16 protein-coding genes and 3 pseudogenes are annotated in these 25,669 nt (G+C 67.7%); 5 read left to right on the top strand and 14 right to left on the bottom strand.

Annotated elements, in window-relative coordinates; all coding sequences use genetic code 11:
• Nucleotides 1-141: 141 nt before the first annotated feature.
• From BN159_RS00305 to BN159_RS00325, 5 genes are read right to left on the bottom strand one after another with little or no spacing between them, the layout of a single operon-like run.
• A complete protein-coding gene (locus BN159_RS00305) occupies nt 142-807 on the bottom strand; it encodes a type I-E CRISPR-associated protein Cas6/Cse3/CasE (RefSeq protein WP_231905539.1) in 666 nt (221 codons plus the stop codon).
• Nucleotides 808-857: 50 nt separating this feature from the next.
• Nucleotides 858-1,709, bottom strand: coding sequence for a type I-E CRISPR-associated protein Cas5/CasD (cas5e, locus tag BN159_RS00310; protein ID WP_015654852.1), 852 nt, complete (start codon nt 1,707-1,709; stop codon nt 858-860).
• Nucleotides 1,706-3,049: a type I-E CRISPR-associated protein Cas7/Cse4/CasC gene (locus tag BN159_RS00315; RefSeq protein WP_015654853.1), complete on the bottom strand. Its 1,344-nt coding sequence runs from the start codon at nt 3,047-3,049 to the stop codon at nt 1,706-1,708. The genes cas5e and BN159_RS00315 overlap by 4 nt, the downstream gene beginning before the upstream one ends.
• Entirely contained in the window at nt 3,046-3,651 is a 606-nt protein-coding gene (gene casB, locus BN159_RS00320) for a type I-E CRISPR-associated protein Cse2/CasB (protein ID WP_015654854.1), read from the bottom strand. Before casB ends, BN159_RS00315 begins: the two co-directional genes overlap by 4 nt.
• The gene (locus BN159_RS00325) at nt 3,648-5,207 is read right to left on the bottom strand and encodes a type I-E CRISPR-associated protein Cse1/CasA (RefSeq protein ID WP_231905540.1); all 1,560 of its coding nucleotides are present in this window, start codon (nt 5,205-5,207) and stop codon (nt 3,648-3,650) included. The genes casB and BN159_RS00325 overlap by 4 nt, the downstream gene beginning before the upstream one ends.
• Before the next feature lie 106 nt (nt 5,208-5,313).
• Here BN159_RS00325 and BN159_RS00330 point away from each other — a divergent pair, with 106 nt between their 5' ends.
• Nucleotides 5,314-6,165, top strand: coding sequence for an HD domain-containing protein (locus BN159_RS00330; RefSeq protein WP_015654856.1), 852 nt, complete (start codon nt 5,314-5,316; stop codon nt 6,163-6,165).
• A 152-nt stretch (nt 6,166-6,317) separates the two neighbouring features.
• On the opposite strand, the gene BN159_RS00335 is transcribed toward BN159_RS00330, so the two are convergent.
• The 7 genes and pseudogenes from BN159_RS00335 to BN159_RS00365 form a co-directional block, all read right to left on the bottom strand.
• Nucleotides 6,318-10,718, bottom strand: coding sequence for an AAA family ATPase (locus BN159_RS00335; RefSeq protein WP_015654857.1), 4,401 nt, complete (start codon nt 10,716-10,718; stop codon nt 6,318-6,320).
• On the bottom strand, nt 10,715-11,581 hold the full coding sequence (locus BN159_RS00340; RefSeq protein WP_041818650.1) for an alpha/beta hydrolase family protein: 867 nt from the start codon (nt 11,579-11,581) through the stop codon (nt 10,715-10,717). Before BN159_RS00340 ends, BN159_RS00335 begins: the two co-directional genes overlap by 4 nt.
• A gap of 741 nt (nt 11,582-12,322) precedes the next feature.
• Nucleotides 12,323-13,528, bottom strand: a pseudogene (locus BN159_RS00345) (IS256 family transposase).
• Nucleotides 13,529-13,755: 227 nt separating this feature from the next.
• Complete coding sequence (gene istB / locus BN159_RS00350; protein WP_015654861.1) at nt 13,756-14,598, bottom strand: IS21-like element helper ATPase IstB; 843 nt, start codon at nt 14,596-14,598, stop codon at nt 13,756-13,758.
• Nucleotides 14,598-15,854 (bottom strand): IS21 family transposase, encoded by a 1,257-nt coding sequence (istA, locus tag BN159_RS00355; protein WP_015654862.1) that lies wholly within the window; start codon nt 15,852-15,854, stop codon nt 14,598-14,600. The genes istB and istA overlap by 1 nt, the downstream gene beginning before the upstream one ends.
• A gap of 927 nt (nt 15,855-16,781) precedes the next feature.
• Nucleotides 16,782-17,735: a transposase gene (locus tag BN159_RS00360; RefSeq protein WP_015654864.1), complete on the bottom strand. Its 954-nt coding sequence runs from the start codon at nt 17,733-17,735 to the stop codon at nt 16,782-16,784.
• Nucleotides 17,736-17,766: 31 nt separating this feature from the next.
• Nucleotides 17,767-18,759 (bottom strand): annotated as a pseudogene (locus BN159_RS00365) (HNH endonuclease); the annotation flags it as partial.
• Between the two features lie 179 nt (nt 18,760-18,938).
• Between BN159_RS00365 and BN159_RS00370 the strand changes: the two are divergent.
• Nucleotides 18,939-20,183 carry an IS256 family transposase gene (locus BN159_RS00370; RefSeq protein ID WP_015654866.1) on the top strand — a complete coding sequence of 415 codons (1,245 nt, stop codon included), beginning with the start codon at nt 18,939-18,941 and terminating at the stop codon, nt 20,181-20,183.
• Between the two features lie 24 nt (nt 20,184-20,207).
• On the opposite strand, the pseudogene BN159_RS00375 reads toward BN159_RS00370, so the two are convergent.
• Both BN159_RS00375 and BN159_RS00380 read right to left on the bottom strand, forming a co-directional pair.
• Nucleotides 20,208-21,008 (bottom strand): annotated as a pseudogene (locus BN159_RS00375) (reverse transcriptase/maturase family protein); the annotation flags it as partial.
• Between the two features lie 289 nt (nt 21,009-21,297).
• The gene (locus BN159_RS00380; protein ID WP_063608088.1) at nt 21,298-22,251 is read right to left on the bottom strand and encodes an ISL3 family transposase; all 954 of its coding nucleotides are present in this window, start codon (nt 22,249-22,251) and stop codon (nt 21,298-21,300) included.
• Between the two features lie 749 nt (nt 22,252-23,000).
• On the opposite strand from BN159_RS00380, the gene BN159_RS00385 reads away from it, so the two are divergent.
• The 3 genes from BN159_RS00385 (at nt 23,001) to BN159_RS00395 (ending at nt 25,430) form a co-directional block, all read left to right on the top strand.
• The gene (locus BN159_RS00385; RefSeq protein WP_231905541.1) at nt 23,001-23,516 is read left to right on the top strand and encodes an AfsR/SARP family transcriptional regulator; all 516 of its coding nucleotides are present in this window, start codon (nt 23,001-23,003) and stop codon (nt 23,514-23,516) included.
• Nucleotides 23,517-23,580: 64 nt separating this feature from the next.
• The gene (locus BN159_RS00390) at nt 23,581-24,606 is read left to right on the top strand and encodes a ferritin-like domain-containing protein (RefSeq protein WP_015654870.1); all 1,026 of its coding nucleotides are present in this window, start codon (nt 23,581-23,583) and stop codon (nt 24,604-24,606) included.
• A 26-nt stretch (nt 24,607-24,632) separates the two neighbouring features.
• Nucleotides 24,633-25,430 carry an AfsR/SARP family transcriptional regulator gene (locus BN159_RS00395; RefSeq protein WP_015654871.1) on the top strand — a complete coding sequence of 266 codons (798 nt, stop codon included), beginning with the start codon at nt 24,633-24,635 and terminating at the stop codon, nt 25,428-25,430.
• Nucleotides 25,431-25,669 lie beyond the last annotated feature (239 nt).

Here is a 25,669-nt window from a genome sequence, read left to right on the forward strand (position 1 = left end):
ACCATCCCCGCGGGTGCGGGGAGCACGCGAGGACGTCGTCGTCTCCGGACCCGGCGTGGGGACCATCCCCGCGCGTGCGGGGAGCACTCCCGGCCGCCTGCCAAATCCTCGCCCGTGCGGGGACGATCCCGGCAGGCGCGCTCACCGGGTCAGGAGCAGTCCGCAGCCGTACGACCGTGCATGCCCGATGCCCTGGGTCATGGCGTCGACCAGGGCGGCAGGATCAGTGATCGTGAGCGTGCCCCGGATTTCCGCGCGGACTATGCGCAGGCCCTTGTGGGGGCCGGGGCTTGTGACGGTGGGGAGCATCTGGACGGCAAGGGACTCTTCTTCGGCTGTGGCGCCGATGCGGGTCAGGCCGTTGGGTGCTGTGCGTGGTTCGCCGGGGGGCTGGAGGCGGCGTACGAACCAGTTCTTGACGTGGTCGGGGCGGGTGTGAGCGGTTCGCCGGCCGCGAGGGCGGTTTGGAGCCGGCGGCCCGGCCGGGCGGTTGTGCGTGGGGTTGACGACTGCGCGGAAGGTGAGCGAGTCGCCGGTGCGCAAGGTGCGGTCGACCGTGATCACGTGCGGTTTGACGGTGAGCGCGCCGCGCGGCATGCCCGCCCAGTCTCCCGGGACTCTGGACTGCACGACCAGGACGAGGGCGCCGGCCTTCAGGTCGACGGACCAGGTGGACAGCACCCCCATCTGGGCGCGGGCATCGGGGGCACCGTCCGCGACCCAGCCGCGGAAGCCGCTCATGACGGTGCGGTGCATGTCCTGGGCGTCGACGAGGGACTTGGCTGTGTACGGGTGGCGGGCATCCATGGTCAGAACGCTGTGTGTGGCAACGAAGCGGGCGGCAGCGGGGGGCTTGGTCACGGGATGACGTCCCATTCGGTGGCGTTCTCGGCGATGGTGACGCGGGTCCGTGTCTCCCACCGCGTGGTGTGTGCGCGACGGTCCGCGTCGAAGGTGACGGGCTGGTCCTGTACAGGGGTTGCTGCCGGGGCGCCCGGTGCCGCTTCGATCCATGCCCAGGGTCGGGCTGACGGCCGCGGCCCGACGCTCTGCGAGGGCAGTAGCGCGGTGGACTTGAAGATGTTTTCGATGGTCCCGCTGCATAAGGGTCCGGCCAGCGTTCCGGAGGGTGGGCAGGACTTGCGGCCCAGCCACAGCAGGCGTTTCGGGCTCTCCAGCGCCGCGGCGATCTTTGCGAGGAAGGCCCGGTCCGGGTGCTGCAGCGCGGCCACGAACGCGGCATCGGCCAGGTACCAGCGTTCGGTGACGAGCGCGCCCCGGGAGAGCTGCTTGGAGACCAGGGCGCCTGTATCCGGTTCGGTGACGACGTACTTCGGCGCTCCGTACCAGTCGGCGGGCTCGTGGTGACCGAACGCTGTCCCGCCGGTGTTGGCCATGTCGGCGGCCAGCGCGGCCGCCAGGCGGTGGTTGGTGATGATGTCACGCGGGCGGACGGGATATCTGCCGGCCCCGACGATGTGGTAGTCGCGCACTGGGGTGCCGGGGTGGTCGGCGCGGACGCCGAAGCGGGCGGTGACGAGATCGTCGTCGAGTTCCTCGGCCCGGTCGTGTCCGAGGGCTGCGGCGCACAGGCCGATCACCCCGGACTTCGTCGGTCGGTTGTGGGTGTCGCGTCGGGAGAACCGGGAGACCGTCCCCCATGACTGCAGCGGGGCGGCGAGCCTGATGAGCAGGGTGTGTCCGGTCACGCCGTGAGCTCCTCGACGGACTCCACGTCCTTGGTACCCAGTTCCTGGAGGACGGCGTGGATGGCGGGGTCGTAGGTGAGGATGCGGCCTGCCGTGATGTCGTCGCGCCGCCGGCAGACGAAGGCATGGTGGGCGAGGAGCCGCCGTACGGCGAGTTCGCCGGCCGGGCCCCCCTCGGAGACCTCGTCGATGGGCTTTTGGAAGGCGGCGGCGTAGTTGAACGGACGGTCTCCGTCGAAGGCGAGGACCAGGGCGGGCAGCACTCCCGTCGAGGCCGTCGAGTTCTTCTTGGCTTCCGGGAAGGCGTTGACGAAGGAGCTGACGAACTCCGCCTCGGCAGCGACGGCGGCGGACTCGGCGTCCGGTTCGGACATGCCCGCTGCACGCAGGTTCTGCCGTAGCTTGCGACGGTCGAGGACGGCGTGGCGGTAGAAGGTGCCGGAGATAAGGGCCTGGTAGCCGGTCATGCCGGCTCCGGAATCGTCGGCCGCGTCGAGGAAGTCGAGGGCGTTGTGCTTGCGGGCGAGTTTGGCGTCGTCGGCGGCGGCGTAGAAGTCGTCCGTGTGCTCGGCCTCGTGGACGGTGAAGGCGTGGCTGCTCTGGATCGCCCCGTCGACGTTCGGCGAGTCCGGGATCTCGGCGAGGAAGCGTCCGTAGAGCGCGATGTCGATCGCGTCGCGGGGTGCCAGCGCGGTGAGAACTGCGTTGCGGGTCGCCTTCGGCAGGGCGGGAAGCTTGGCATCTGCGGTCTCGGCGGCACCGTCGGCTTCGTTCGAACTCGCGTCCTGCTCCTGAGAGCTGCTCTTGCGCCGCCCCTTCAGCTTTTTTGCGGCCGCTGTCGCCTCGGACAGCGCGATGTACTGCTCTGCCCACGCGCCGATGGTCGCCTGGTCGGTGTTGATGTGGTCGGCGATGCGCTCGCCCGCGTCCGCCGGTGCGAACAGCAGCACCTTGGTCAGGTTGGCGACGGTGGGCTTCGCCCTGTCGCCGAATTTGAGGCCGATGGCCTGCAAAACCGCGCGCGACGTGGCCAGGGCCCGCTCCTTGGCCCAGCCGTGCCGGGTTTCCAGGGCGTGAGCGGTCATCAGCGCCCACTCACGGGTACGGACGCCCATGGTGTGTCCGGCCAGCGGCCCCTTCTGGGCGTTCGCCCGATCGCGCGAGTACACCCGCTCGGCGCGGCGACGCGCCTGACTGGTGATCATGTGGCGCTCCACGCCGCCATAGACGATGGACTTCGGGGCGCCGTTCTCGTCCCGGACGGGGAGCACCGCGGCAAGGGTCTCCAGCAGGTGGAGGGAGAGAAATTGGTGCCCCATCGGGGCAACGTGGGTGCTCACGTCAGTGTGTCCTTCGGTGTCGTCGTGGTGGCCGTGGTGTTCCTGGCGGTGGGTCTCGGCGGCGGTGCATGGAAGTCGACGGCCCACTGGTAGCGGATGCGGGCCTGACGGTCGCTCCAGCGGGCGAGGTCGTCTGCGAGCCGTGACCAGGAGGGCGGCGGCTGGTCGCACGAGCGCAGCCGGGTGATGGCGTGCTGAAGGTGCCGCAGGGGAGGCCGGCGGCTGGCCACGATGCGGTCCATCAGGCGGCTGGCACCGGCGTCGTCGGGGCCACGCCCGATGCTGGTGCCGATCCGGCGGGCAGCGGCGCCGAGACTTCCGTAGCCTCTCGACGGCTGGCCGGCCCCTCGGTGGTAGACGGCGAAGAGGAAGGCCACCTGCTCGAACACCGCACGGCGTCGCGGGTCGAACCAGCCCGCTTCGATGTGGGCGTTCTGGCTGATGGTTGGCCGTCGCAGCTCGGCGAGTTTTCCGTAGTCGCGACTGTTGACCAGACTGACCAGCCACTGCGTGAGCAGTTCGCTGGGCGCCGGTGGGCGCGCGTGGGTGGTTTCGTCGGCGAGTGTGTTCTGGTTTCCGGCGCCCGGCGCATCGGCGATCACGTTCGGTCCCCGTTCAGTTCGTCAGGGGCCTTGGGCCCGGTGAGGTCGCTTGCGAGGCGGCGGACTGCCTGCGCCTGCGCCTGGTAGCCACGCGAGTTGGCGGGCAGTGAATCAAGCCGGTTACGCAGGAAGCGCCCCGCGGCTTGCGCGAGGACGGCCGCGTACTCGACGAGTGCCGCGTCGACCTGATCCTCGTTCTCGGCTGCCGTCGCGTCGTCCAACAGCACGTGGAAGGGCTCCGCGGTGTGGGCCCAGTGCTCCGGCCGCGCATCGAACCGGGCGATCTGGTCCTCCTTGTCGGCCGGTTTCGGGTTGGGGTACGTCACGGTCCAGGCGACATAGGCCGCCCTGGACAGGCTGGCGGCCACGTACTCGGCGATGGCGCAGCCCCGCTCGGCCGCGTAGCGCAGGTCGCGCTCCCGGCCCGGCACGAAGGGGAACGTGTCCGACACCCAGGTGAGGACCGTGGTCTGTTTGGCGATCAGCCCGACGGTCCAGAGGTTGAGGCGACGGCCGCTGAGCCTGGCGAGGCGGTCGTAGAGGTCAAGTCCGTGGTTGCGGTCCGCGACGGCGGCGTACAGGGCATGCGCTTCGCGCCACAGGGCCCGGGAGGCCGAGGGCCGCAGCGGCTTCGCCGTGCCGTCTGTCGCTGTCGTGTAGACCGCGTCCTGCAAGTGGTGAGCGGCCAGCGGTTCGAGGAGCTCACCTGCCGCCACCAAGACACGGTCGACGGCAGGCTGGCCGTCCTCGGTTACGGTCGGCCGCATGAGGATCGAGCGTCCGAGGACGGTGTGCAGATCGGCCGGCCCGTCCACCCGCCGCCCCGATGGCTTGGTCTGAAATCCCCGGCGGGGCTGGGGAGCCACTGTCCAGGTGCGGTTGAAGCGGCCGGGGGCTGCGTCGCCCGGCACCAGGTTGAGCCGCAGTGTGTCGCCGAGCGTATGGCCCAGCGCGACAACGCGGATGCGTGCGCTGAGGCGTCCGGCGGCCAGGTTGGTAAGCGTGGGCCCCAGGGTGTCCTTGCCGGAGATCCGAGCGCGGCCGCCGGGTCCGTAGACGTGCTGGGTGAGCATCGCGCGGAAGGCGGCATCGGCGGGTAGCGGAGCTGGGTGTTCGAGGTGGTGATGGTCGAAGAGCAGGTTGTAGTCCCCGGCGTGCTCGATCACCAGTTGGGCGGGACCTGCTCCGTGCTCGTCGAGGTAGGGGGCTAGGAGAGCGTTCTGCCCCAGTGGCTCCATGGGGTGGAAGAGGTTCCAGTGCTCGTCGGGGCGGGAGTCCAGCCAGTCGGCGGCGCTGGTCAGCGGGCTGTTGCCGTACACCTGGTCGAGCCATTGGTCGACCGTCGCCGGGCAGGACCCGGAGGCGTAGCAGACGGCGAGGAGGTATTCCAGCAGCGCGACACTCTCGCCTGCGGTCGCTCCCGAGACGCCGAGTAAGTCGTCCGCTTGCCGCAGAGCATCGACCAGGGTGACCGAGGTACTGTGCCCGGCGGTTGTCAGCGCCGGGACACATGCTTGTCGTCGTGGGTCCCAACAAGGACGTCGTTCCTGCGCCAAAGACGGAGGTAATCCGGACAACGGCATCTACACCTCTCTTTTCTCTCAGTCTCCACAGTTGTCTGATGAGATGCGGCAGGACCGTAGCACGCGGGATGAGGGCAATATGGGCGACTCAGAAGATCTCAACAGCATTGCGTACCAATGGTGTTGGGGGTCGATCGCACCCTCCGGCCCGCAGGTGTGGAATCCCCTCGTCGCGGAGATGGTCACCGCCGGTTCCGTCATGCTCGAACTGTGGGAACAGGTGCTGCGCCCACGGCAACGGGCAGATCTCACAGACGGATTCGCAGCCGAAGCCGAGCAAAGCGCCCGCCTGGCGGCCGCCTTCCTGGCAGGGGTGAGCCGCATCGGCCACGCAAGCCCTGCGCGCATGGTTTCGTTCGGAGCAAGACAGGAGCCCTCCCCCGCATTCGAACAGGCGCACACGGCATGGCGGGAGCAGGCGCTGCGGGCAGGGCTTCCTCTGCCGCCCATCGGAGCCCGGGTTCGTCACGCGGATCCGGAGCACATCACGGCGGCAGTACTGCCACGGCTGACCGGTTGCGACTGCGCGGGGTACGTCGATGGCGAGCGCTGCCGCGACCAGGATCATCAAGGCCTCTACGTGGCCGCGTACGCTCTCAACCGGCACGGCGCCGACGTGCTGCACGCTGACACCGTCGCTAAGGCATATCGGGCCACCGGCGACCCCGCCTGGGATGCGGTCCGGGCCGCGCTGGTGAACGCCGTCGCCCACCACGTGGGCATCGACGCACGCAGTCTTCCTCACCTGATTCGGCCGGCGGATCCCCTGCGTCTGACGGCCTTCGGCCGCCTGGTGGCCCAGAGCTGCCGCCTAGCCCGCGGGAACACGCTGCGCGGCTTCGCCTCCCCTCACGACACCCTGCAAATGATGTCCGACCGCGCGCGGGTGCACGCCCGGGAAGCGGTCTCCCGGCTGCGGGTGGCCGGGTGAGCGCCGCAATCCCCGCGCTGCGGGGCTGATGCCTCTCCAGTCGCCACAAGGGCCATCTCCGCGGTGCGGAGCAGATCAACCCGCCGATGGCGGCGTGCTGATCGTAGTCCGGCTGGCAGCAGGTGACGAGCGCGTCCACCCCGTCCTGAGGGCTATTCCTCGACCTGGGGCAGCCGCAGCGTCACTGCGGCGATCCCGGCCGGACCGCCGAAGGCGATCAAGGGCTGCCGGATCGCCGGGATGCTGTGGAGCGGCGGGATGCCGAGGGAGGTCAGGGACGTGGCGGTGACCAGTCGCAGCACCTCTTCTCCGGTGCCCGGGTTGCACAACCGCATGGTCGTGTCCTTGAGGCCGGTGCTGACGATCAGGGGTCCGCAACCGGGTAACCGCACGATGCCCAGAGCGGATACGGGTCCGTCGTGCCGGGTCAGCAGCGTGTACGGCTGCTGACCCGAAACAGCCGGTGCCCACAGGCGTACGCGGCCGTCGACTCCCCCGGCCACCAGAAGCCACTCGCCCGCGTCATCTCCCGGGCAGACGGCCAGAGTTTTCACGGGGCCGGTATGTCCTGGCCATTGTTCATGCGGTTGGTGAAACGGGCGGCACAGTCGCACGCCCTGGTCGGAGGCGACAGCGAGAACCCCGCCCGATGGCAGGGGCAGGTACGCCAGCGCGCGGACGGGCCGACCGGTGTCCGCGCTGTTGTTAAGCCAGCCCAGCACCTCGCCGGTCGCCGGGTCGCAGTACGCGACCGATCCCCGGCTGGTGCCTACAGCAAGGACGGTTCGCGCGCCGTCGGTGAAGGCGGCGAACGCGGTCGCGTGGTCCTCTTGCGAGGTCCAGGCGTTCATCAGCTTCCAGTCGCCGTTCCAGCAGCCCACCGTCTTGTCGGGCAGCCCCACAAAGACCATCGCGGAACCGTCCGCCGCCGTGTGCGCGGCGAGGGCTGTCACCGAACCGTCAACTCCTGCCTGGGGAAAGGCGATCGATGCTCTGACCTCGCCGGTGTCGGCCGACCTCATGACAAGGTTTTGGTCGGGGCCGACCGAGACGAGTTCGGCGGGGTTGGAGCCCCCTTCCAGCACCGCGAGCAGGGTTCCATCGGCAGGCCGGGAGGACGACACGGTGCGGCGGGTCCGCGCTTGGGGGTTCCAGACACGGACGGTGCCGTCGAGCGAGCCGGAGACCAGCACGCAGACCCCGTCAGGGCCACGCACAACGGCGAGCCCTGTTACGGCACTTGTGTGGTCGGCGGGAAACCGGCAGACCTCCTCGCTGGCTTCGGGATCCCACAGCTGTACGGCGCCGTCGTCGGCGCCCAGCGCAAGCAGGGTGCCCGCGCCGGGCTGAGGGTAGGGGGCAAGCACGGCCGCGGACTGCCTGATCGTGCAGTGCCGGTCTTCAGTACCTGTCAGGGCGTCCCAGAATCTGACCGTCTTCGAGGCCCGCGTTGCCAGGGCCAGCATGGCGTTTCCGTTCCGCGTGGTGAGCAGGGCAAGCGCGGAGATCCCCTCTTGCCGGGCCGGCACGGTACACACCAGGTCGAGGGATGCGCCGTCAAGAATCTCGACGGTGTCCGCCCTGGAGACGGCCAGGAGTGTGCGGCCGCCGGGCAGGGCCAGGGCGGCAAGCGCGTGCACCCGACCTGCCAGGGCGTCTGCGCCCGCCCCTTCGTGGGCAAGAACGGTCCCGGTGTTCAGATCGTGCAGGGCAAGGCCGTCGGACGTACCGATGGCCAGCCGAACCCGGCCCTCCCGGCCGCGGAAGGACACCATGTCGTGCACGGACGCGGTCACGGGCAGTGGTGTGTGCCGGCCGCTCAACGGATCACACGTCCACACGCCGCCGTCACAGCCCACGGCCAGCAGAGGATCTCCCTGCGGACGGGGCATCACGGCCAGCGTCCGCGCAAAGGGGCCCTGCCCCGGGATCGGCGGGCCTACCGGAGTCACAGTGGACGGATCCCACACGCGTACAGTGCCGTCGGCGCCGCCGATGGCGATCAGCGGTGTCCCGTCCCGCAGGGTGAAGGACACCAGGGAGCAGACGTCCGTGTCGTGTCTCGCCAGGACGTTGCCCGCCACCGCGATGTCCTTCCATCCCGGCGCGAGATGCCCGACCACCGGGCTGGGCGCGGCGCCGGGGCTCGAAGCAGCAGCATCCGGCCCCCACTGGGCGAAGCGCAGGCTTTCCGCACGCGCGAGGGGCGGCGCGTCGGCCAGGAAGGGCTCGATCCCGGACCACGCCAAGAGGCGCCTCGTGCCCTCAGCATGCTCCGAAAGAAGCCCGAGCGTGCCCCGCACGTTCCCGCTCGTCTCGTAGGGCAGGAACTTTTCCGTGATGACCTGGTCGTTCAGCACACCTCCGGCTGCCGCATGCTGGATCAGGTGGCGGCGCAGATACGGATGCGGCGGCACATCGTCCGTCTCCCGCAGCTCGCTGAACGCGACCGCCAGTTGCCGATGAGCCTCCCTCACGCCCGCCGCGGACGCCTCAGGTGCGCTGGGCGGCGCTTCGGCACCGAGAAGGACCTGCGGGCTGTCCCTCAGCACTTCACTGATGCGCTCGTGAATGGGCCGGTAGACGTACCTGTCGTCCTCCACTGCGGTCGTCAGGTAGCCCTTGAGCCGGCTCTCCCGTACGTCACGGATCACCGAATCAGGGATGGTGACGCCGTCTCCCGCCAGGGCCGCCACCGCGCACGGCCACACGTCGGCCCAGGGAAGGCCGGCACCCTGCGCGAGTGCCGTAGTCCGCAGGACCTGCACGATGAGCTCGGCCGGCACACCTGTGTGGCGCCCTGTTGCGGCAATGTCCTGCCGCATAAGCTCCTGCGTTCCCTGCCGCAGGGTGCGCCGCCACTGCGGATCATCAGGATCAGGCAGCTGTCCTTGTGAGTGAAGCGCCTCGACGGCGAGGCGGGCGTCGAGGAAGGAGGGTGCCACCTCCTGGGCCACCGCGGCAGCAACCTCGCCCAGTGCGCGGGGATCCGGGCGTGGTGAGGAGCCGGAACTGTCAAACAGGGTTCTGAGCAGCGTGCTCGCGTACGCCTCGATGTCCTGCGCGGTGCCGGTGTCCGTCCGCAGGGGTTCCCCGGCGTCCGTGGAATGGATAAGCAGGTCCAGCAGATCCGATGCCCGGTCCGGTGACGGACGGAGCCGACCATCCGGGCCGGCGTGCGCACTGCGGACGCCCAGAAGCATCCGGACCGCCAGTTGTCCGGTATCCGTCCACAAGTCGGCCAGCCGGCGGATGAGGTTGGTGACGATCGATCGGGGATTCCTTGCCTCGTCGATGCCGTCGATGACGATCGTCAAAGGCCGCCCCATGTGGCGCACAGCGGCCAGCACATGGTCCAGAAGCTGATCCAGTGGGGTGATCGCCCTGCCAGCGGCGGGCGGTTCGTCCGTGAGCGCGGTGTACAGCGCGGCGGCGAGTTCATCAACGTCCGTGTTCCGGGCGAGCACCGCAGCATCGACCACTCCCTCCGGCACGAGGAGATCGGGCGGTACAGCCTCGACGACAGAGCGGTACCTCTCGTCGGACCGGAACGTCGGGGCGCTGAGCGTGACGACCCGAGCGAGCAATGCGGACTTGCCCGAGCCTGTTTCCCCCGTGACGACGAGAGTCCCGCTTCCGTTCTCAAGAAACTCCGTCAGGCGCCGCACCTGGCGGGTCCGGCCTGTGAAATACCAGCCGAAATCATCAAGGGAAGGACGCCCGGAAGCTCGCGAGAGCCAGTACAAGTCGAGGTCGGGCCGGGGCTCGTAGCCGGGGTTGGGAAGGCACGGATGGGGTTGAGCGTGGTCCCGGCGCCCCGGCAGCGTATGTTCCGGCCAAAGGAACTGCACTTCGGGCGCAACCCCCGACTGGTACAAGCCCTCCATCGCGGTGAAGAGTTCTGCAAAGCTCAAGTGAGAACGCGCGTACCCCGACTGCCGATCTGTGAAGTGGGCGACCACGGCTTCGAGAAAACGCGTGAACTGTTCCGGATGCGGGGTCCCTGTCTCGTTGGCAGACGACATCACAACGAGAGAGTTCAGCTGCCTTCGTGCCTCGCTCAGTGCTCGGCAGCGCCTTCGAAGCTCCTCACGGAGAACACCGGAGTAGCAGGAGTCAACCATGACCAGGACATGGTCGGCATCGGAATCCAGCACCCTCGTGATCAGATCGGCGGTCGCAAACGCCGTCGCCGGAAGACGGTCCATGCGGGACCCCGGCAGAAGCAGGAAATGCTCGTCCGACGGCCGGCTGACCCCGTGACCGGTGACATAGACGACAAGGGCCTCATCGTGCGCAGCGCTCTCAGGCCTCCTCTCATCCAGGAACGCGCGCAGATCGTAGACGTCGCGGAGTTGCCCAGGCGCAGCAACGGTGAACCTGCGCTCCGCACCGAGACCCTCATTGGCCCACCACCCCCTCACAGCACCGACCTGCGCGTCGATGCCCTTCTTGAACACGGCGTCTCTGGAAACGTCGCCGGTGTCGTAATCCGAGACAGCAATCTCAATCAGCGTCCGCTGCTTCGTCTCAGGCGCCGCTCGGTCGTTCACCGGCAGCCGTCCGCAATCACCCGCGCAACCGCACCGGCCCGCAGATAGCGCAGCGCGCTGTGCGGGTCACCGTTGCCGTTGTCGACCTGCGCATCGGTGATTCCGGGCGAGAGAGCGCTGAGCCCCACGCCGCCGGTGATGAAGTCCCCGGGATCGAAGACATTGACCCACGCGATACCGCCGGGCAGCTTCAACGGCTCGCCGTCGGCAATGCCCAGCCCACGCCGCACCGAGGGGATGGCCAACGGAGATCCGCACGTCACAAGCGTCCGCACGGCAGCCGTCCGGTCCGGCGCGACCTCGCCCCGGCGAAGCAGGTCGTAGGCGATCACGCTTCCCAGTGAATGCCCGATCACAACGCAGGTACCCGCACCGAAAGCCCCGGCAACAAAGGACCGAACCCGAGCAGCAGGCTCAGGCTCGTACAGATACAACCGCACCTCACGCAGGGCACTCACCAAAAGCTTCCCCCCACCCCGGGGAAAACGCAGGTCATACGCCATCACCAGACGCGTCAGACGCGGAGGCCACAGCTGCGGCACACCCAGCGTCTGCAACTCCACCTGCCCGATACGGTCCAGGTCCTCCTCACGGACGACATCCTCCAGCGCCGCGACGACGAAGTCGACTTCCCCCTCGTCCAATGGCACTGCGGCATCGAAGCGATCCCCCTGCGGACCGAGGTGGTCCGTTCCGCGCTCCAACAGCCCAGTCCAGTGCGGCAGTTCCAATGCGTCACCAGGCAGGACCGGCATACCGAGCCCGCCAAGACCACCATTGAGCGCCCCCAACCAGTCGTCCGTCAGCTGCCTTTTCGACGTCGAGGACTGCCGAATCCCGTGTACCCCAACTATGCGCGCCACCTACCCGCATCCCCCGCCAGCATGCCGTTCAGAACAAACAACGAGACTAGAGCGCCATCCAGTTCCGGCGGGCTGCATCCGGCCGCTCGGGCACCGACCGCCCCCTCCAGCGCCAGGCATCCAGCAAACGGCTAAACCGCCAGCGCGCACCCGCAACACCTGGAAAGATCAGATCAGCAAGCACCAACACACGCCCCCTGCACCCGAGCAGGGATCACCCCAGCGACAACTGCCCCCAGAGGCCGGCCGATACCTGCTCCCCCACCCGGGGATGATCCCCCCGCGATGGACGACCCACGGATCTGGTTCGAAACCTCCCCGCACACGCGAGGATGACCCCTCGAAGCGCTTGTCGTATGCCATCTGGACGGCGTGCTCCCCGCACCAGCCGGGGATGGTCCCTCGTCACCACCGTCGGCGGCCACGTCGACGCCGCGCTCCCTGCACCCGCAGGGATGGTCCCGTCACAAAGACCGGCGACTTCACCTACGCCTGGTGCTCCCCGCACACGCGGAAATGGCCCGCCTGCGTAGAGCAGCACGCCACGGGCGGCCGCGTGCTGCCCGCACCTGCGGGGATGGTCCCCGGATCGCCCGGGACAAGCTGTACGCCGCGTAGTGCTCCCCGCACCCGAGGGGATGGCCCCCGGGCCGCGAGCTACACCCTTCAGTCCCTGCGCTGCTTCCCAGCACCCGCGGGGATGGGTGTGTCAATTTAACGGCTGATCTTGGTTGTTGATGGTCAGTTGTTGCTCGGGCTCAGGCGACCTTCGAAGGCGATCTGGAACGCGTTCAGTGGTGCTTTCCAGCGCATGGTCCACCGCTTGCGGCCCTTCCCGGTCGGGTCCAGGCTCATCAGCGCCATGTAGATGCACTTGAGGGCGGCGGCCTCGTTGGGGAAGTGCCCGCGGGCACGGACGGCCCTGCGGATGCGGGCGTTGACGCTCTCGATCGCGTTCGTGCTGCAGATGACCTTGCGGATCTCGACGTCGAAGGAGAGGAACGGCACGAACTCGGCCCAGGCGTCCGACCACAGCTTCACGATCGCCGGATACTTGCCTCCCCACGCCTCCTGGAACTCCAGGAACCGTTCCGTCGCCGCGTCCTCGCTGGGTGCGGTGTAGACGGGCTTGAGTGCCTTGGCGACCTTGTCCCAGTCCTGGCGGGCGGCGTATCAGAACGAGTTCCGCAGCAGGTGAACCACGCATGTCTGGACGATCGTGCGGGGCCAGACGGTCTCCACGGCCTCGGAAAGGCCCTTGAGCCCGTCGCAGACAAGCATGAGTACGTCGTCCAGGCCGCGGTTCTTCAGCTCGGTGAAGACATGCAGCCAGTACTTCGCGCCCTCGCCGCCCTCGTCGGCCCAGATGCCGAGGATGCCCCGGGTGCCGTCCACCGTCACCGCCATCACGACATAGACCGGACGGTTCGCGACCTGCCCGTCCCTGATCTTGACGTTGATGGCGTCCACGAACAGGACCGGATAGACGCGGTCGAGCGGCCGGTTCTGCCACTCGGCCATGCCCTCCATCACGTTGTCGGTGATGGTGGAGATGGTCTGCTTGGACACCTCGGCGCCGTAGACCTCGGCCAGGTGAGCGGCGATCTCGCCGTGCGTGAGCCCCTTCGCGGACAACGACAGCACCATCTCGTCGACCCCGGTCAGCCGCCGCTGCCGCTTCTTGACGATCTGCGGCTCGAACGTGCCCGAGGTGTCACGCGGCACCTTGACCTCGACCGGCCCGACGTCGGTCAGCACGGTCTTGGCCCGGCCCCCGTTACGGGAGTTGCCGCTGCCCCGGCCGGCAGCATCGTGCTTCTCATAGCCGAGGTGATCGGCTATCTCACCTTCCAGTGCAGACTCCAGGACCCGCTTGGTCAGCTGCTGCAGCAGCCCACCTTGCCCGGTCAGCTGCAGCCCCTCCGACCGAGCCCGCTCCACCAGCATCGCGACCAGTTGCTCGTCAGACACGGGCGCAGGCGGCCCGGACTGGGCACTCTCGACAGGCTTCACGGTCTCCAACTCCACGGCGGTGTCAGTCACTTGACGTCTCTCCCATGATCGTCGGATCCGCCGTTAGATTTACACTCCCGCGGGGATGGTTGTCGGCGTCGGCTGAACTCGGACCCACTTTGGGCGGTTGAATTCTGACCCGGTTGGTGTCGGTGGGTGGTTCAGTCGCTGTCGGGTGTGTCGGTGGGGACGCGTCCGAGTTCGCGTCCTCGCATGCGGTAGGAGTCGCCCTTGAGGGAGTGGACCTCGGCGTGGTGGACCAGGCGGTCGATCATGGCGGCGGCCACGGTCTCGTCTCCGAAGACCTCTCCCCATCGTCCGAAGGGCTTGTTGCTGGTGACGATCACGGACGCGCGTTCGTATCTGTTCGAGATGAGCTGGAAGAACAGGTTCGCGGCCTCCGCTTCGAAGGGGATGTAGCCGACCTCGTCCACCACGATCAGCGGATAGCGGCCGAGCCGGGTGAGCTCGGCCGACAGGCGGCCGGTCTCGTGGGCGGCGGCGAGTTTGTCGACCCATTCGGCGGCGGTGGCGAAGGCGACGCGGTGTCCGGCCTGGCAGGCCCGCACCGCCAGGCCGATCGCCAGGTGTGTCTTGCCGGTGCCGGGCGGGCCCAGGAAAACGACGTTCTCCTTGCCCGCGATGAAGTCCAACGTGCCCAGATGCGCGAGCTGTTGGCGCGTCATGCCGCGCAGATGGGTGACGTCGAGTTCCTCGATCGTCTTGATCGCGGGGAAACGGGCGGCCCGTACTCGTGCCTCGCCGCCGTGCGATTCGCGGGCGGAGACCTCGCGCTGGAGGCAGGCGACCAGGTATTCGGCGTGGGTCCAGGACTCCTTGCGGGCCCGTTCGGCGAGCCGGTCGGCGGCGGCAAGAAGGGCCGGGGCCTTCATCGCCCGGGCCAGGAAGGCCAGGTCGGAGGCGGTCTGCTGACCGGTCCTGCGACCCGTGGCCGTGCCGGCGGCGGGTGCGTCGGCGTCGACGGTGGTGGAGGTGCGGGCCATCAGCCGGCCTCCTTGCCTTCGCCGCCGTCGATGACGGTGAACAGCCGGTCGTAAGAGCCCAGCTCGCGCTGTTCGACCTCGACGAGCGGACTGGAGGCGGCGCCGGCGGCGTGGATCTGACCGGTGGGCCGGCGACGTGCTTCCTGCCGCATCGCTTGTCCCGCCTCGGCGTGCTCGGGATCGGTGAGCGTCTGATGGCGGGCCCAGCAGCGGGCATGCTGGGCGACGATCTCACCGCCGGAGGTCAGCACGATGACCTGCTCGTTGTCGGTCAGCACGGTGACCTGGTGTCCGATCGCGGCGGGGTCGACGGAGTAGTCACAGGTGTCGACGCGGACATAGTGGTCCCGGCCCAGCCGGGCCGAGAACCGCCACCAGGTGGGCGGGTCGACCGCGGGCAGGGTGAGCATCTGGGCCCGGTCCGCTTCCCAGCGGTCGGCCGGACGGGCCCCGAGAGTGCGGTGGACACGCCGGTTGGCGACCTTCAGCCAGGTCTGCAGCTGGGTGTTGAAGTCGTCCGGTCCGCTGAAGTGGCGCCCGGGCAGGAACGACGTCTCCAGATAGCCGTTCGCCCGTTCCACCAGCCCCTTCGCCTCAGGATCCCTGGGTCGGCACAAGTAGATCTTCGTGGCGAGCAGGCCCGCGAACGCGGCGAACTCGGATGTCGGGCGTCCGCGGCCGACGCCCGCCTCGTTGTCCCAGACCAGCGTCCTGGGGACGGCACCCCACTCGGTCAGCAGCCGCCAGTGCCCGTCGATCAGGTCGCCGGTCCGGCGCGATGGCAGCATCCGAGCGGTGATCACGCGGGAGTAGCCGGACACCATCACCAGGACCGGCGGGCGTCCGCTCTGCCCGTAACCGAGGGGGATGTCCGCGTCGGGGAACCACAGGTCGCACTGGGCCAGCTCGCCGGGCCGATAGACCGTGCGCGAGACCGGATCGACCGGGACATAGGCCGGCCGCAGTTCGCGGATCCGGTCTTTGAGGATGGTCATGCCTCTCTCCCAGCCGATCCGCTCGGCGATCACCGTGGCGGGCATCGTCGGGGTCTCCCGCAGCAGTTCCCGGATCTGCGTCTCGACCGCGTCGACGGCCGATCCCTTGGCCGGCCGCTGGTACTGCGGCGGCCGGTCGCTGGCCAGGGCCCGCTTGACGGTGTTCTTCGAGATGCCCAGATGCCGTGCGATCGCCCTGATCGGCATCTGCTCGGCCCGGTGCAGCCGGCGGATTTCTGCCCAGTCCTCCACGAGGATCACCTTCCCTCCTGACCTTGATCACCAAGGCCAGAGTCAGACGAAGATCACCAAGTGGGTCACTTTTGATCCGCCGTCAGAAGGTCAGCGTTCGGCCGTCGTCGAGAATGGTCCCGGCCGCCTGACGTACGGCCTTGAGTACAAGATCTGCTCCCCGCACCCGCGGGGATGGCCCCAAGGGCATCGTCGGCGTCTGGAACAGGGTCGCGTGCTCCCCGCGGGTGCGGGGATGGTCCCCGTGCGACCCCGGGGGAGACCTATGTGCATCCCTGCTCCCCGCACCCACGGGGATGGTCCCGCCGTACCAGCCCAGCGGCCGGAAGCGCGCCACTGCGGGGATAGTCCCCTGTCGGAGCGCAGGGGCAAGACCGCCGCCGTCTGCTCCCCGCACCCGCGGGGATGGTCCCAAGTGGGAGGACGCGGGCACGGACTTCCACCGCCTGTTCCCCACACCCGCGGGGATGGTCCCCCGGCAGCGTGGGGCAACAAGCGCAAGGGCTACTGCTTCCCGCACCCGCGGGGATGGTCCCTCCTCCACGAGGGCACGGGATTCACGGCGGGACTGCTCCTGCTCCCTGTACCCGCGGGGATGGTCCCTGCACCATGATCTTGCCCGGTTCCTCGATGCTGTGCTCCCCGCACCCGCGGGGATGGCCCCAAGGGCATCGTCGGCGTCTGGAACAAGGTCGCGTGCTCCCCGCGCAGGGATGGTCCCGGGGCGCTCAAGCCCGGGCTCGAGTACCTCAAGTGCTCCCCGCGCCCGCGGGGATGGTCCCCACCCCGAGGCCGAGCACTGGATCGCCGACCTGTGCTCCCCGCACCCGCGGGGATGTGTCGGCCCCATTTCTCGACGACGGCCGAACGCTGGTTCTGGATCACTTTCCGTGCCGGAGCCACGGAGGGTCACCACGACCGCGATCATGAACGACCTCACGCCGCGAGGAGGACTCGCTTGCGGAGCAGGTCGAAGTTGGCGCGTCCGAACATCTGCCGCTTGATCATCTTGATCTTGTTGTTGTGGCCTTCGACGGCGCCAGAGCTGTAGGGCAGGCTGAGCCCGGCGACCACGGCGGCGAGGTCCTGGCCGAGGCCGGTGACGAAAACGTGCAGGGCGGGCAGGTCATCGGCCTGGACGCGCTCGATCCATTGGGCCAGCTGCTGTCCTTGGCGGTTGTTCATCAACTCAGCGAAGGAACGCACGTGTTCGGCGGTGCGGTCAAGTTCGGGGCAGCGGGCGAGGATCGTCTTGAGTCGCTGGGCCTGGTCGTCGTCGAGGCGGTCGGGGCGGCGGGTGATCCAGCTGGTCACGTCTCGCACGGAAGGGGCTTTGCGAGGCGGATCGTGGTGCGAGAACGCTTCACGGAGTTGCTGCACGTACCTTTTCACGACGCTCTCGCCGCCGGGGTAGCCGCGTTCACGCAGTTCCTCGAACAGGCGGCGGGCGACGGTGCAGCCCTCGGCCCACCGCTGATGCAGATAGGGCTTGTAGGGATCGAGGATGCTGCTGCGGCCGGTCCACTGTCCCACCAGCAGTTCGTCCGCGGTGGCCGCGCGGGCCAGGCGGCGCACGGTGTTGCGGGCGAGGCCGAGCCGCCGGGCGATCGGCCGCATGCCGAGCCCGTCGTCGAGCAGGGCGTGGACGGCTGCGTGCTGTTCGCGCACCCGGTCCGACAGGCGGCCGGAGTGTCGCGGTTCGCCTGAGGGACGCGGCGCGAGCTCCGTCGTGTTCACGGGGGTGTTGGTGCGGACTGGGCTGGTCTCCCCTTGCTCGCGCAGCAGGGCGCGGTGCTGGACGACCGTCTTCTCGACGGCCTCGGCGAGGTTTTTCCAGATGGTACTGGTGGGCCGTCGGCGAGGTGCCTGCTGAGCAAGCCCTTTTCCCACGACCCCCAGCCCGAACGACGCATGCGACTTGTCACCGCACGTCGCTCTCCAGTGACTGCTCCGCGAGTGCTGCGACGGATCTTCCGTGGATGTCCGCGTGGCAACTTCCGCAGACCACAAGGGTTTTGCGGTGCCGCGCGGCCATGAGATCTGCCCACGGTGGCCGGTTTCCCGGGCGGCCGAGGTCAGCGAGTTTGGCGACGTGGTGGACTTCCACCTCATCGACGCGCCCGCATGCCTCGCGTCGTCCGGCGAGGAGCCGGGTGACCAGTTTCTTGCGCTTGATGTTGACCGGGGCCAACTGGCGGTCGGTGACGACCGTGTTCTTGTTCTGTCGCAGCGGGATTCCGCCGAACCGTCCGATCAGCGTCTTCCTGCCGGGTTGTTCGACGCGGGCCTCAAAGCACTTGCGTAGCCCGTGCGGGGTTTCGACGGTGGCCTTGTACTTGCGGGCCATCTTCGAGAACGACGAGCGGTGCTTGTTGGCCAGCGTCATCAGCATCGAGGCCGACATGGCCCAGTGCAGACGGGCGAGTCGAAAGACGTCGCCGGCCAGCAGGTAGTACTGAACGATGCCGCGGTACTCGGACCCGTAGGTGCTCATGATGACGTGATCATCTTGGTTCAGCAGTTCGGGCCGTTTCGCGGGTTTGCCGCGCTTCATGTACTGCGACTGCTTGGCGACTACCACCGAACGGGGGACACGCAGACCGATGGTCCCATTGACAGAGCGGCGTCTGCCGGAGATCTTGCGGTCGTTGTGGTGCACGGTGATGTCGAAGCCGAGGAACCTCGCCGCCTGGGTGCGGGCGTGCGTGATCAGCGTCTTCTCCGGCGAAATTTCCAGCTTGAGTTCGTCATGCAGGAATTGAGCCAGCCTCTGCTTGATCTCTTCGGCCTCTTCTTTTGGTCCAGCAAACCCGAGGAGGGTGTCATCGGCGTAGCGCACATACCTCAGCCTCCGATATCCAGGATCACGAGTATCCATGCTTGGAATGCTGTGCAGTTGCTTGCGAAGCCTTCGCACCTCGGCGTGGTCGCCTCGGATCGCGTCCCATGAGGTGGTGTAGCCGGGCCGCGTTCCGGAACGCGCGGGTGTCTGCCCGGGGCGTACATCCGCTGGGCGTGAGTGCTCCCTGCGCAAGGGCAGGCCATCGCGCAAGTCTCCTTGGTGAACGGGCAGTTCAACCGGAGGAGCACGCGATGGCCTTGTCCCAGTCTGAGCTGATGCGGCTGCTGGAGTCACTACGTCGGGCCGACGGAGTTGAAGCAATCAGGGTGGTGTGCGAGCGCATCCTTCAGGAGCTCATCGAGGCCGAGGCCACCGACGTCATCGGCGCCGCCCCGCACGAGCACTCCGACAAGCGCACGGCCTGGCGCAACGGGCACCGCGAACGCATGCTGACCACGCAGGCCGGCGACCTGGCCCTGAAGATCCCGAAAGTGCGGACCGGCTCGTTCTTCCCCTCGCTGCTGGAGCGTCGGCGGCGGATCGACCGGGCGTTGTTCGCCGTGGTGATGGAGGCATACGTGCACGGCGTCTCGACCCGGTCGGTCGACGACCTGGTCAAAGCACTCGGTGCGGACAGTGGGATCTCCAAGTCCGAGGTCTCTAGGATCTGCGGCGAACTGGACGAGGAACTGACGGCGTTCAAGGAACGGCCGCTGGACCACACCGTCTTCCCCTACGTCTTCCTGGACGCCACCTACTGCAAGGCGCGGGTGAACCACCGGATCGCCTCGCAGGCCGTGGTCATCGCCACCGGCATTTCCGCCACCGGGCACCGCGAGATCCTCGGCCTGATGGTCGGCGACAGCGAGTCGAAGCCGTTCTGGACCAAGTTCCTGCGCTCACTGCGGGCCCGCGGCCTGGAGAACGTCCAGCTGGTCATCTCCGACAGCCACAGTGGACTGGTGGCAGCGATCCGCACCGTTTTCCTCGGCGCGGCCTGGCAAAGGTGCCGCGTTCACTTCGTGCGAGACGTGTTTTCGGTGATCGAGAGGGGCTCGGGAGAGATGGTGGCGGCCACCATCCGCACCATCTTCGCGCAGACCACCGGCGAGCAGGTCCGCACCCATCTGAACGTGGTCGCCGACATGCTCGGACGACAGTTCCCGCAGGTCAAGAAGATGCTGCTGGACGCCGCAACCGATATCACGGCGTTCGCGGACTTCCCGCCGACGCACTGGAAGAAGATCTGGTCCACCAACCCGCTGGAGCGGCTGAACCGGGAGATCAAACGACGAGCCGACGTCGTCCAGGTCTTCCCCAACCCCGCCGCCCTCGACCGGCTCGCCGCCGCAGTCCTGGCCGAACTCCACGACGAGTGGCAAGTCTTCGACCGCCGCTACCTGTCGGAAGCCTCCATGGCCGAGCTCTTCACCACCAAGCCAACCGAAGCCGATTCACAGATCACCCCACAACCGGAACCGAAACAGCTGCCGTGACTACACCACCCCGCGGGACATGACCTCGCCTCGCTTGCGGGCGCATTGAATCGCGTACCAGGCTCTGCCGAACTCGCGACTCTGCTTTCTGACTTTTCCTCGGGTGTACTTGGGAATCAGAACGTTCTCGACGAACTCATCCATCTTGTGCAGGTAGATGTTAGACAAGATCGGTGAAACAACCCCGCCTTGCGGACTTCCGCTGTGCGTGGCATTCCAGATCCAGTCCTCCATGTATCCGGCCTTGAGCATGTTTCGCATCAGCCGCAGGAATCGGTTGTCGTGGATCTTCTCGCCCAGGATTCGGAGCATGACATCGTGGTCAAGCCGGTCGAAACACTGTGAGATGTCGCCCCCAACAAACCAAACCGTCCCCGTCCAGGTGTTGGCCACTTCGCGCAGAGCCGTGTGGCAGCCCCGGCGAGGACGGAAACCGTGGGAGAACTTCGAGAACGTCGGCTCGTAATACGCCTCAAGTAACAGACGAACCACCTCGCCGACGAGCTTGTCGCTCCAGGGCGGCAGGCCGAGCGGTCGCAGCTTTGCGCTGCCCCGTCCCTTCGGGATGTAGACCCTTCGAGCTGGGCTCCACCGGTACCGCTCGTGGCGTAGCGCGTCGATGACGTGCTCGATCTTGCCCAGCGACATGCCGTCCACGGTCTCCCCGGTGACCCCGGGCGTCATTGCACCCTTGTTGGAGTACAAACGCCCGTAGGCCAGCAGATACAACTGCGGATTGAAAAGCTGTCGATACAGTTCGTTGCACGGCAGGCCACGCCTGCCGCGTTCACGGAGGACACCCAGCACCGTTTCGGCGCACTGCATTTCGCATACCTCTCGATTCTTGAGTGTCCGATCACCTGGCCCCCTTCGCCCGGTGCAGACGGCTTTCCCGTCCTCCTTGGCCGGTCGTGACTCCGGCGACTACTACGGGGCCTCCGTCGCCATAGGAAGACCTCTTCCCGTAGGCGATCCCATGTTCGTCCTTGTCGTACGTTCTAGCGTGACGTAGGCGCTCCACTCATCCCCTTGAATGCCCTCATTGGGCATCGCTCCGAGCCCCGGAGGTTGCCCCAGGTGTGGCACTCGCCTGGAGCAGGGCCCGGCACCGGCGTCAGATGTCTTGCCGATGGATTCGACCTTCAATCTTCTGGGTATTGGAGTTCAGGCAATCCAGCTTTCGCCATATCACGCGGGTCCCGCGACGCGCCGTCTCTGACACCTGAGCCCGGCCGTCGCTTTTCTGGCATGCTGTGTTCCCCTTCACCGTTTCCGGGTTGGGTAAGCCATCAGACCCAGGAACCTCCCTCCGAATTCCTCCCGGCTGAGCCGGGGATACAACAAGGCGCCTCATGGCGCACTGCCACCGGTCCGCGACGTGGACCGCGTCCGGGGCGCCGAGCCGTCCGGCCTCGGCGTATGCGGTCGAGCGGTCACGGCAGATCACCTCGACTCCGGGGTGGTCGGCGAGCCAGGCGGACACCGTGGCCGTGGTGCGGTCGGGCAGCAGATCAACCGGACGACGCGTGTCGATGTCCACCAGGATCGTGCCGTAGTTGTGTCCTTTGCGCAGGGCGAACTCATCCACCCCCAGCACCCGCGGCGTGTGTACTTCGGGCTCCGGCAGGCGGCGTATCAGCCGCAGCAGTGTCGACCGGCTCGCCCGGACCGCGAGTGTGTCTGCCAGGCGGGCGCCGGCCCGGCCCGCCAACATCACGGCCACCCGCTGCAGCACCGTCTGCAACCCGGCGCTTCGCCTCCCATGCCGGAAGGTCAGGCCATCAACCTGCTCTGCGAACGTGGCCTGCCTGCAGGCGCGGTCACGGCAGCGGAACCGCCGGACCTGTAACTCGATCACCACAGGACGCCCGGCGACCGCGGTGTCGGCGAGACGGCGTACGTATCGGCTGTGCACCCGGCCTGACGTCGTCCCGCAGGCATGACACGCGGCTTGCTCCGCCGATGCACGGGCCCGCACGAGTACCAACTCGCCATCGACTACCGCCTTTTCGATCACAACTCCATCGGCCTGGTGGAACCACAGGTCCTGGAGGAACACATCACCCACGGTCGTTCATGATCGCGGTCGTGGTGACCCTCCGTGGCTCCGGCACGGAAAGTGATCCAGAACCACATTTCAAGCGTCGCCGACATCGCTTTTCCGGTATTGCCTTTCCACCCACAAGGGTGCCCCAAGGAAACCGCTGATCACGCCCCCGGGAGCGGGGCTATCAACGGCAAATCGACGTGGACTCCGGCTACGACGCTGCCTGTGCTTCGCCTCGGCGTAGGGCCCGCGCCGAGGCGACCTGTGCCGTTCGTCGCGCTCCCGGCCCATGTCGGGTGCTCCTGACGTCGACCCCCCTTGCTCTTTCATTGTCCGCGGCGTGACAACGCCCCGCATCCGGAGGGGAGGAGGGGCGCTGCTCGTGTCCGGTTGGGCCGGGACCGTCCGCCAGGGGTCGCTGCCATCGAAGTCGAACGAGTGGTTGGCCGGGGACCGACAACAGGCCTGCCGCGGGAAGCCGACCTATGATGAGTGCGGCGGTGAAACAGAGGCCTCGGCCTCGCGAACAGCGCGCAGGGACAGCAATGAATCCCTCTCCCTCACCTCCACAACACACCAACCTGCAACTCCTCGGCCAGTTCCGCTTGGAGCTCAACGGCGAGCCAGTACCACTGTGCGGCAACGCCCAGCGTCTCCTAGCCTTCATCGGACTCCGTGGGTGCGTCTGCCGCTCGGTGGTCGCGCAGACCCTGTGGCCGGACGCGACCGAGACACACGCCCGCGGCAGCCTTCGGACTTCGCTGTGGCACTTGAGTAGCGACGGCCGCAAACTCGAACTCGTCCACTGCACGCAGGAGTCGCTCACGCTCGGCCACGGTGTGAGAGTGGACGCTAGCACCCTCGCCCGGACCGCACTCGACATCGTCAGGGGGCGCGGTCCCTTCCATGCCGATCCCCTGCTGTTAGGGGTTCTCGACCGGGGCGATTTGCTGCCCGACTGGGACGACAACTGGGTCGTCCTGGAACGGGAATGGCTGCGCCGACTGCGCCTGCAAGCACTCGACATCCTGGCGGAGAGGCTTGCACGGCACAACATGCCAGCACTGGCCCTGGAGGCCGCACTAGCAAGCATCCGCATCGAACCGCTCCGCGAGTACCCGCATCGGGCGGCGGTCTCGGCACATCTTGCCGAGGGCAACATGATCGAAGCCCTCCGGCACTACGAGGCATTCCGGCAGCTGCTGCGCACGGAGCTCGGGGCTGAGCCGTCCCCCTGGTTCACGCGGAAAATCCCTGTCAAGCGGCGCTGGCGACCACGCCGATGACGAGGGGATGACGGCATGGGCCGACGATCGGGGGCGGGGGGACCCGTCCGGAAGGAGACCGACGGTGAACGCTGTTCAGTACGCCCAAAGCAACCAAATCGTCGATTTGATGCGGCAGCCCACGGAGCAGCGGGACACCACCTGGCTTCACAAAGCGGTGCAACAGGCGATCCTCCTGGAACTCGCCACTCTGCCCCCGTATCTGTGCGGCATGTGGTCGATCGACGACACGAGCGGGAAGGCCAACCAGATCCGCATGGCACTGCGTCGAATCGTCTTCGACGAGATGTCGCATCTCGGTCTCGCATGCAACCTGCTCACCACAATCGGCGGTACACCCCGCCTCACCGGCGACACGCTGGTGCCGGCGTACCCGGGCCCTCTACCCGGCGGGGTACGGCCCGATCTCACCGTTTTCCTGAGCGGACTGACGCCGGAGTCGGTGGAGATGTACGCGAAGATCGAGAAGCCCGACCACCCGATCACACTGGCCGCCCCAGCGGCCTACACCTCGATCGGCGCCTTCTACACCGCGATCCTCGAGGCTTTCCGCGCGAACCCTAAGCTCATCACTGGCAAGCGGCAGGTGGAGAGGAACATGGCGCACCACGGCTCGGGGAACAGTCTCGAGCGCCTCGAGACGCTTGATGACGTCGAGTCGGCCATCACGGTCATCAAGGAGCAGGGCGAGGGGACGTCCACGTCGCCCGAGAACCCGTATCCGGGTGAGCAGGGTGAACTTGCCCACTACTACGCCTTTTTGAAAGTGCTGGAGACCCTACAATCACCCAACCCGCCCCAGATCAAGACCCTGCCGATGGGTGTTGTGCCCCACGGAGGCTGGTCCCGGAGAGGCCCGGGCGTGCCCGCTTCCGCCCTCGACACGTTCAATCGCACCTACAGCGACATGCTGGGACTCCTCGAACAGGCCTGGCAGCAAGAAGCTCCGGGACCCGCCGCGGACCTGCTGCAAGACGCGGTGGACAAGATGGGCGCGCTGCGGACACCCGCTCGTAATCTGATGAAGATCGCTCTCCCTGACGGCAGTGGAAAGAACTACGGACCGGAATTCCGCTACGTGGCGCCGTGAAGCAGCCCCACCCTCTGAGAGACACGATGGCCCGCTCGGAATCATGCTCCGCTCCCTGTCTCCGGCTCCTCGGCCAGTTCCGGCTGGCGTATGGGGGCGAGACGGTAGTCCTGTGCGGGAACGCGCAACGTCTGCTAGCCCTCGTAGGACTGCGCTCGTGCGTCAGCCGGACAGCCCTCGCGGGAACGCTGTGGCCGGAGGCGACCGAGGCGCACGCTCGGGGCAGCCTACGTAGCACCCTGTGCAAGCTGCCCCACGGCGACCGGGCGCTGGTCACCTGCGACAGGAACACGATTGCGATCGCCGACTCCCTGACTGTGGACGCCCGTGAGCTCGCCGACACGGCGCTGCACCTGGTGCGCTCCCCTGCTACACCGTGCGCCGAGCCGGTGCCAACGGTCCTATTCGACGAAGGCCAATTGCTGCCTGGCTGGGACGACGACTGGGCGCTGTTCGAACGAGAACGGCTGCGGCAGTTGCGACTACACGCCCTCGACGCGCTGGCCCACCGCCTAGCGCGGGAGGGACGATACGGGATCGCGCTAGAGACCGCGCTGACGAGCGTACGAAGCGAGCCGCTGCGGGAGAGCGCGCACAGAGCAGTAGTTGCCACGCATCTCGTGCAGGGCAATGTGAACGAGGCGGTCCGCCACTATCGAGCCTTCCGCCGGCTGCTTCGCGAGGAGCTCGGAGTCCCGCCCTCACCGCAGTTCACCCGGATGCTTCAACTGGCCGTCAGAGTCCGTACGCCGACCCGCGATCACCCGGAGAACAGATGGCGAGGCAATGACGCTGCGTTGACGCACGCACCATATCGTCGGTAAGTGGGGCGGCATTGCCACCCCGAGGACCAGGCGGTTAGAGCTTGCCGAACCTCCGCAGAGGAAAGGAGCGCGCCATTTCGAACCGCAAGACAGCAACTGTGTGGGCGCTAGCCCTATGCCTCACGGCAGGGATGGGCGGCGCGGCCAGCGCCCATCCGACCCCCCGTCAAACGGCAGTGGGCTCCACCGGCAGCTGAGCCGTCGCGCGTGCCGATCCCGTCGAGGCGGTCACCGCAAGG

The organism is Streptomyces davaonensis JCM 4913 (assembly GCF_000349325.1).
Classification (GTDB): domain Bacteria; phylum Actinomycetota; class Actinomycetes; order Streptomycetales; family Streptomycetaceae; genus Streptomyces; species Streptomyces davaonensis.

Coding starts and splice junctions, on each gene's coding strand:
- BN159_RS00330 (WP_015654856.1), top strand. CDS start 5,314: ATGGGCGACTCAGAAGATCTCAACAGCATTGCGTACCAATGGTGTTGG.
- BN159_RS00395 (WP_015654871.1), top strand. CDS start 24,633: ATGGCCCGCTCGGAATCATGCTCCGCTCCCTGTCTCCGGCTCCTCGGC.
- istB (WP_015654861.1), bottom strand. CDS start 14,598: ATGGCCCGCACCTCCACCACCGTCGACGCCGACGCACCCGCCGCCGGC.
- BN159_RS00305 (WP_231905539.1), bottom strand. CDS start 807: ATGGATGCCCGCCACCCGTACACAGCCAAGTCCCTCGTCGACGCCCAG.
- BN159_RS00370 (WP_015654866.1), top strand. CDS start 18,939: ATGGCCTTGTCCCAGTCTGAGCTGATGCGGCTGCTGGAGTCACTACGT.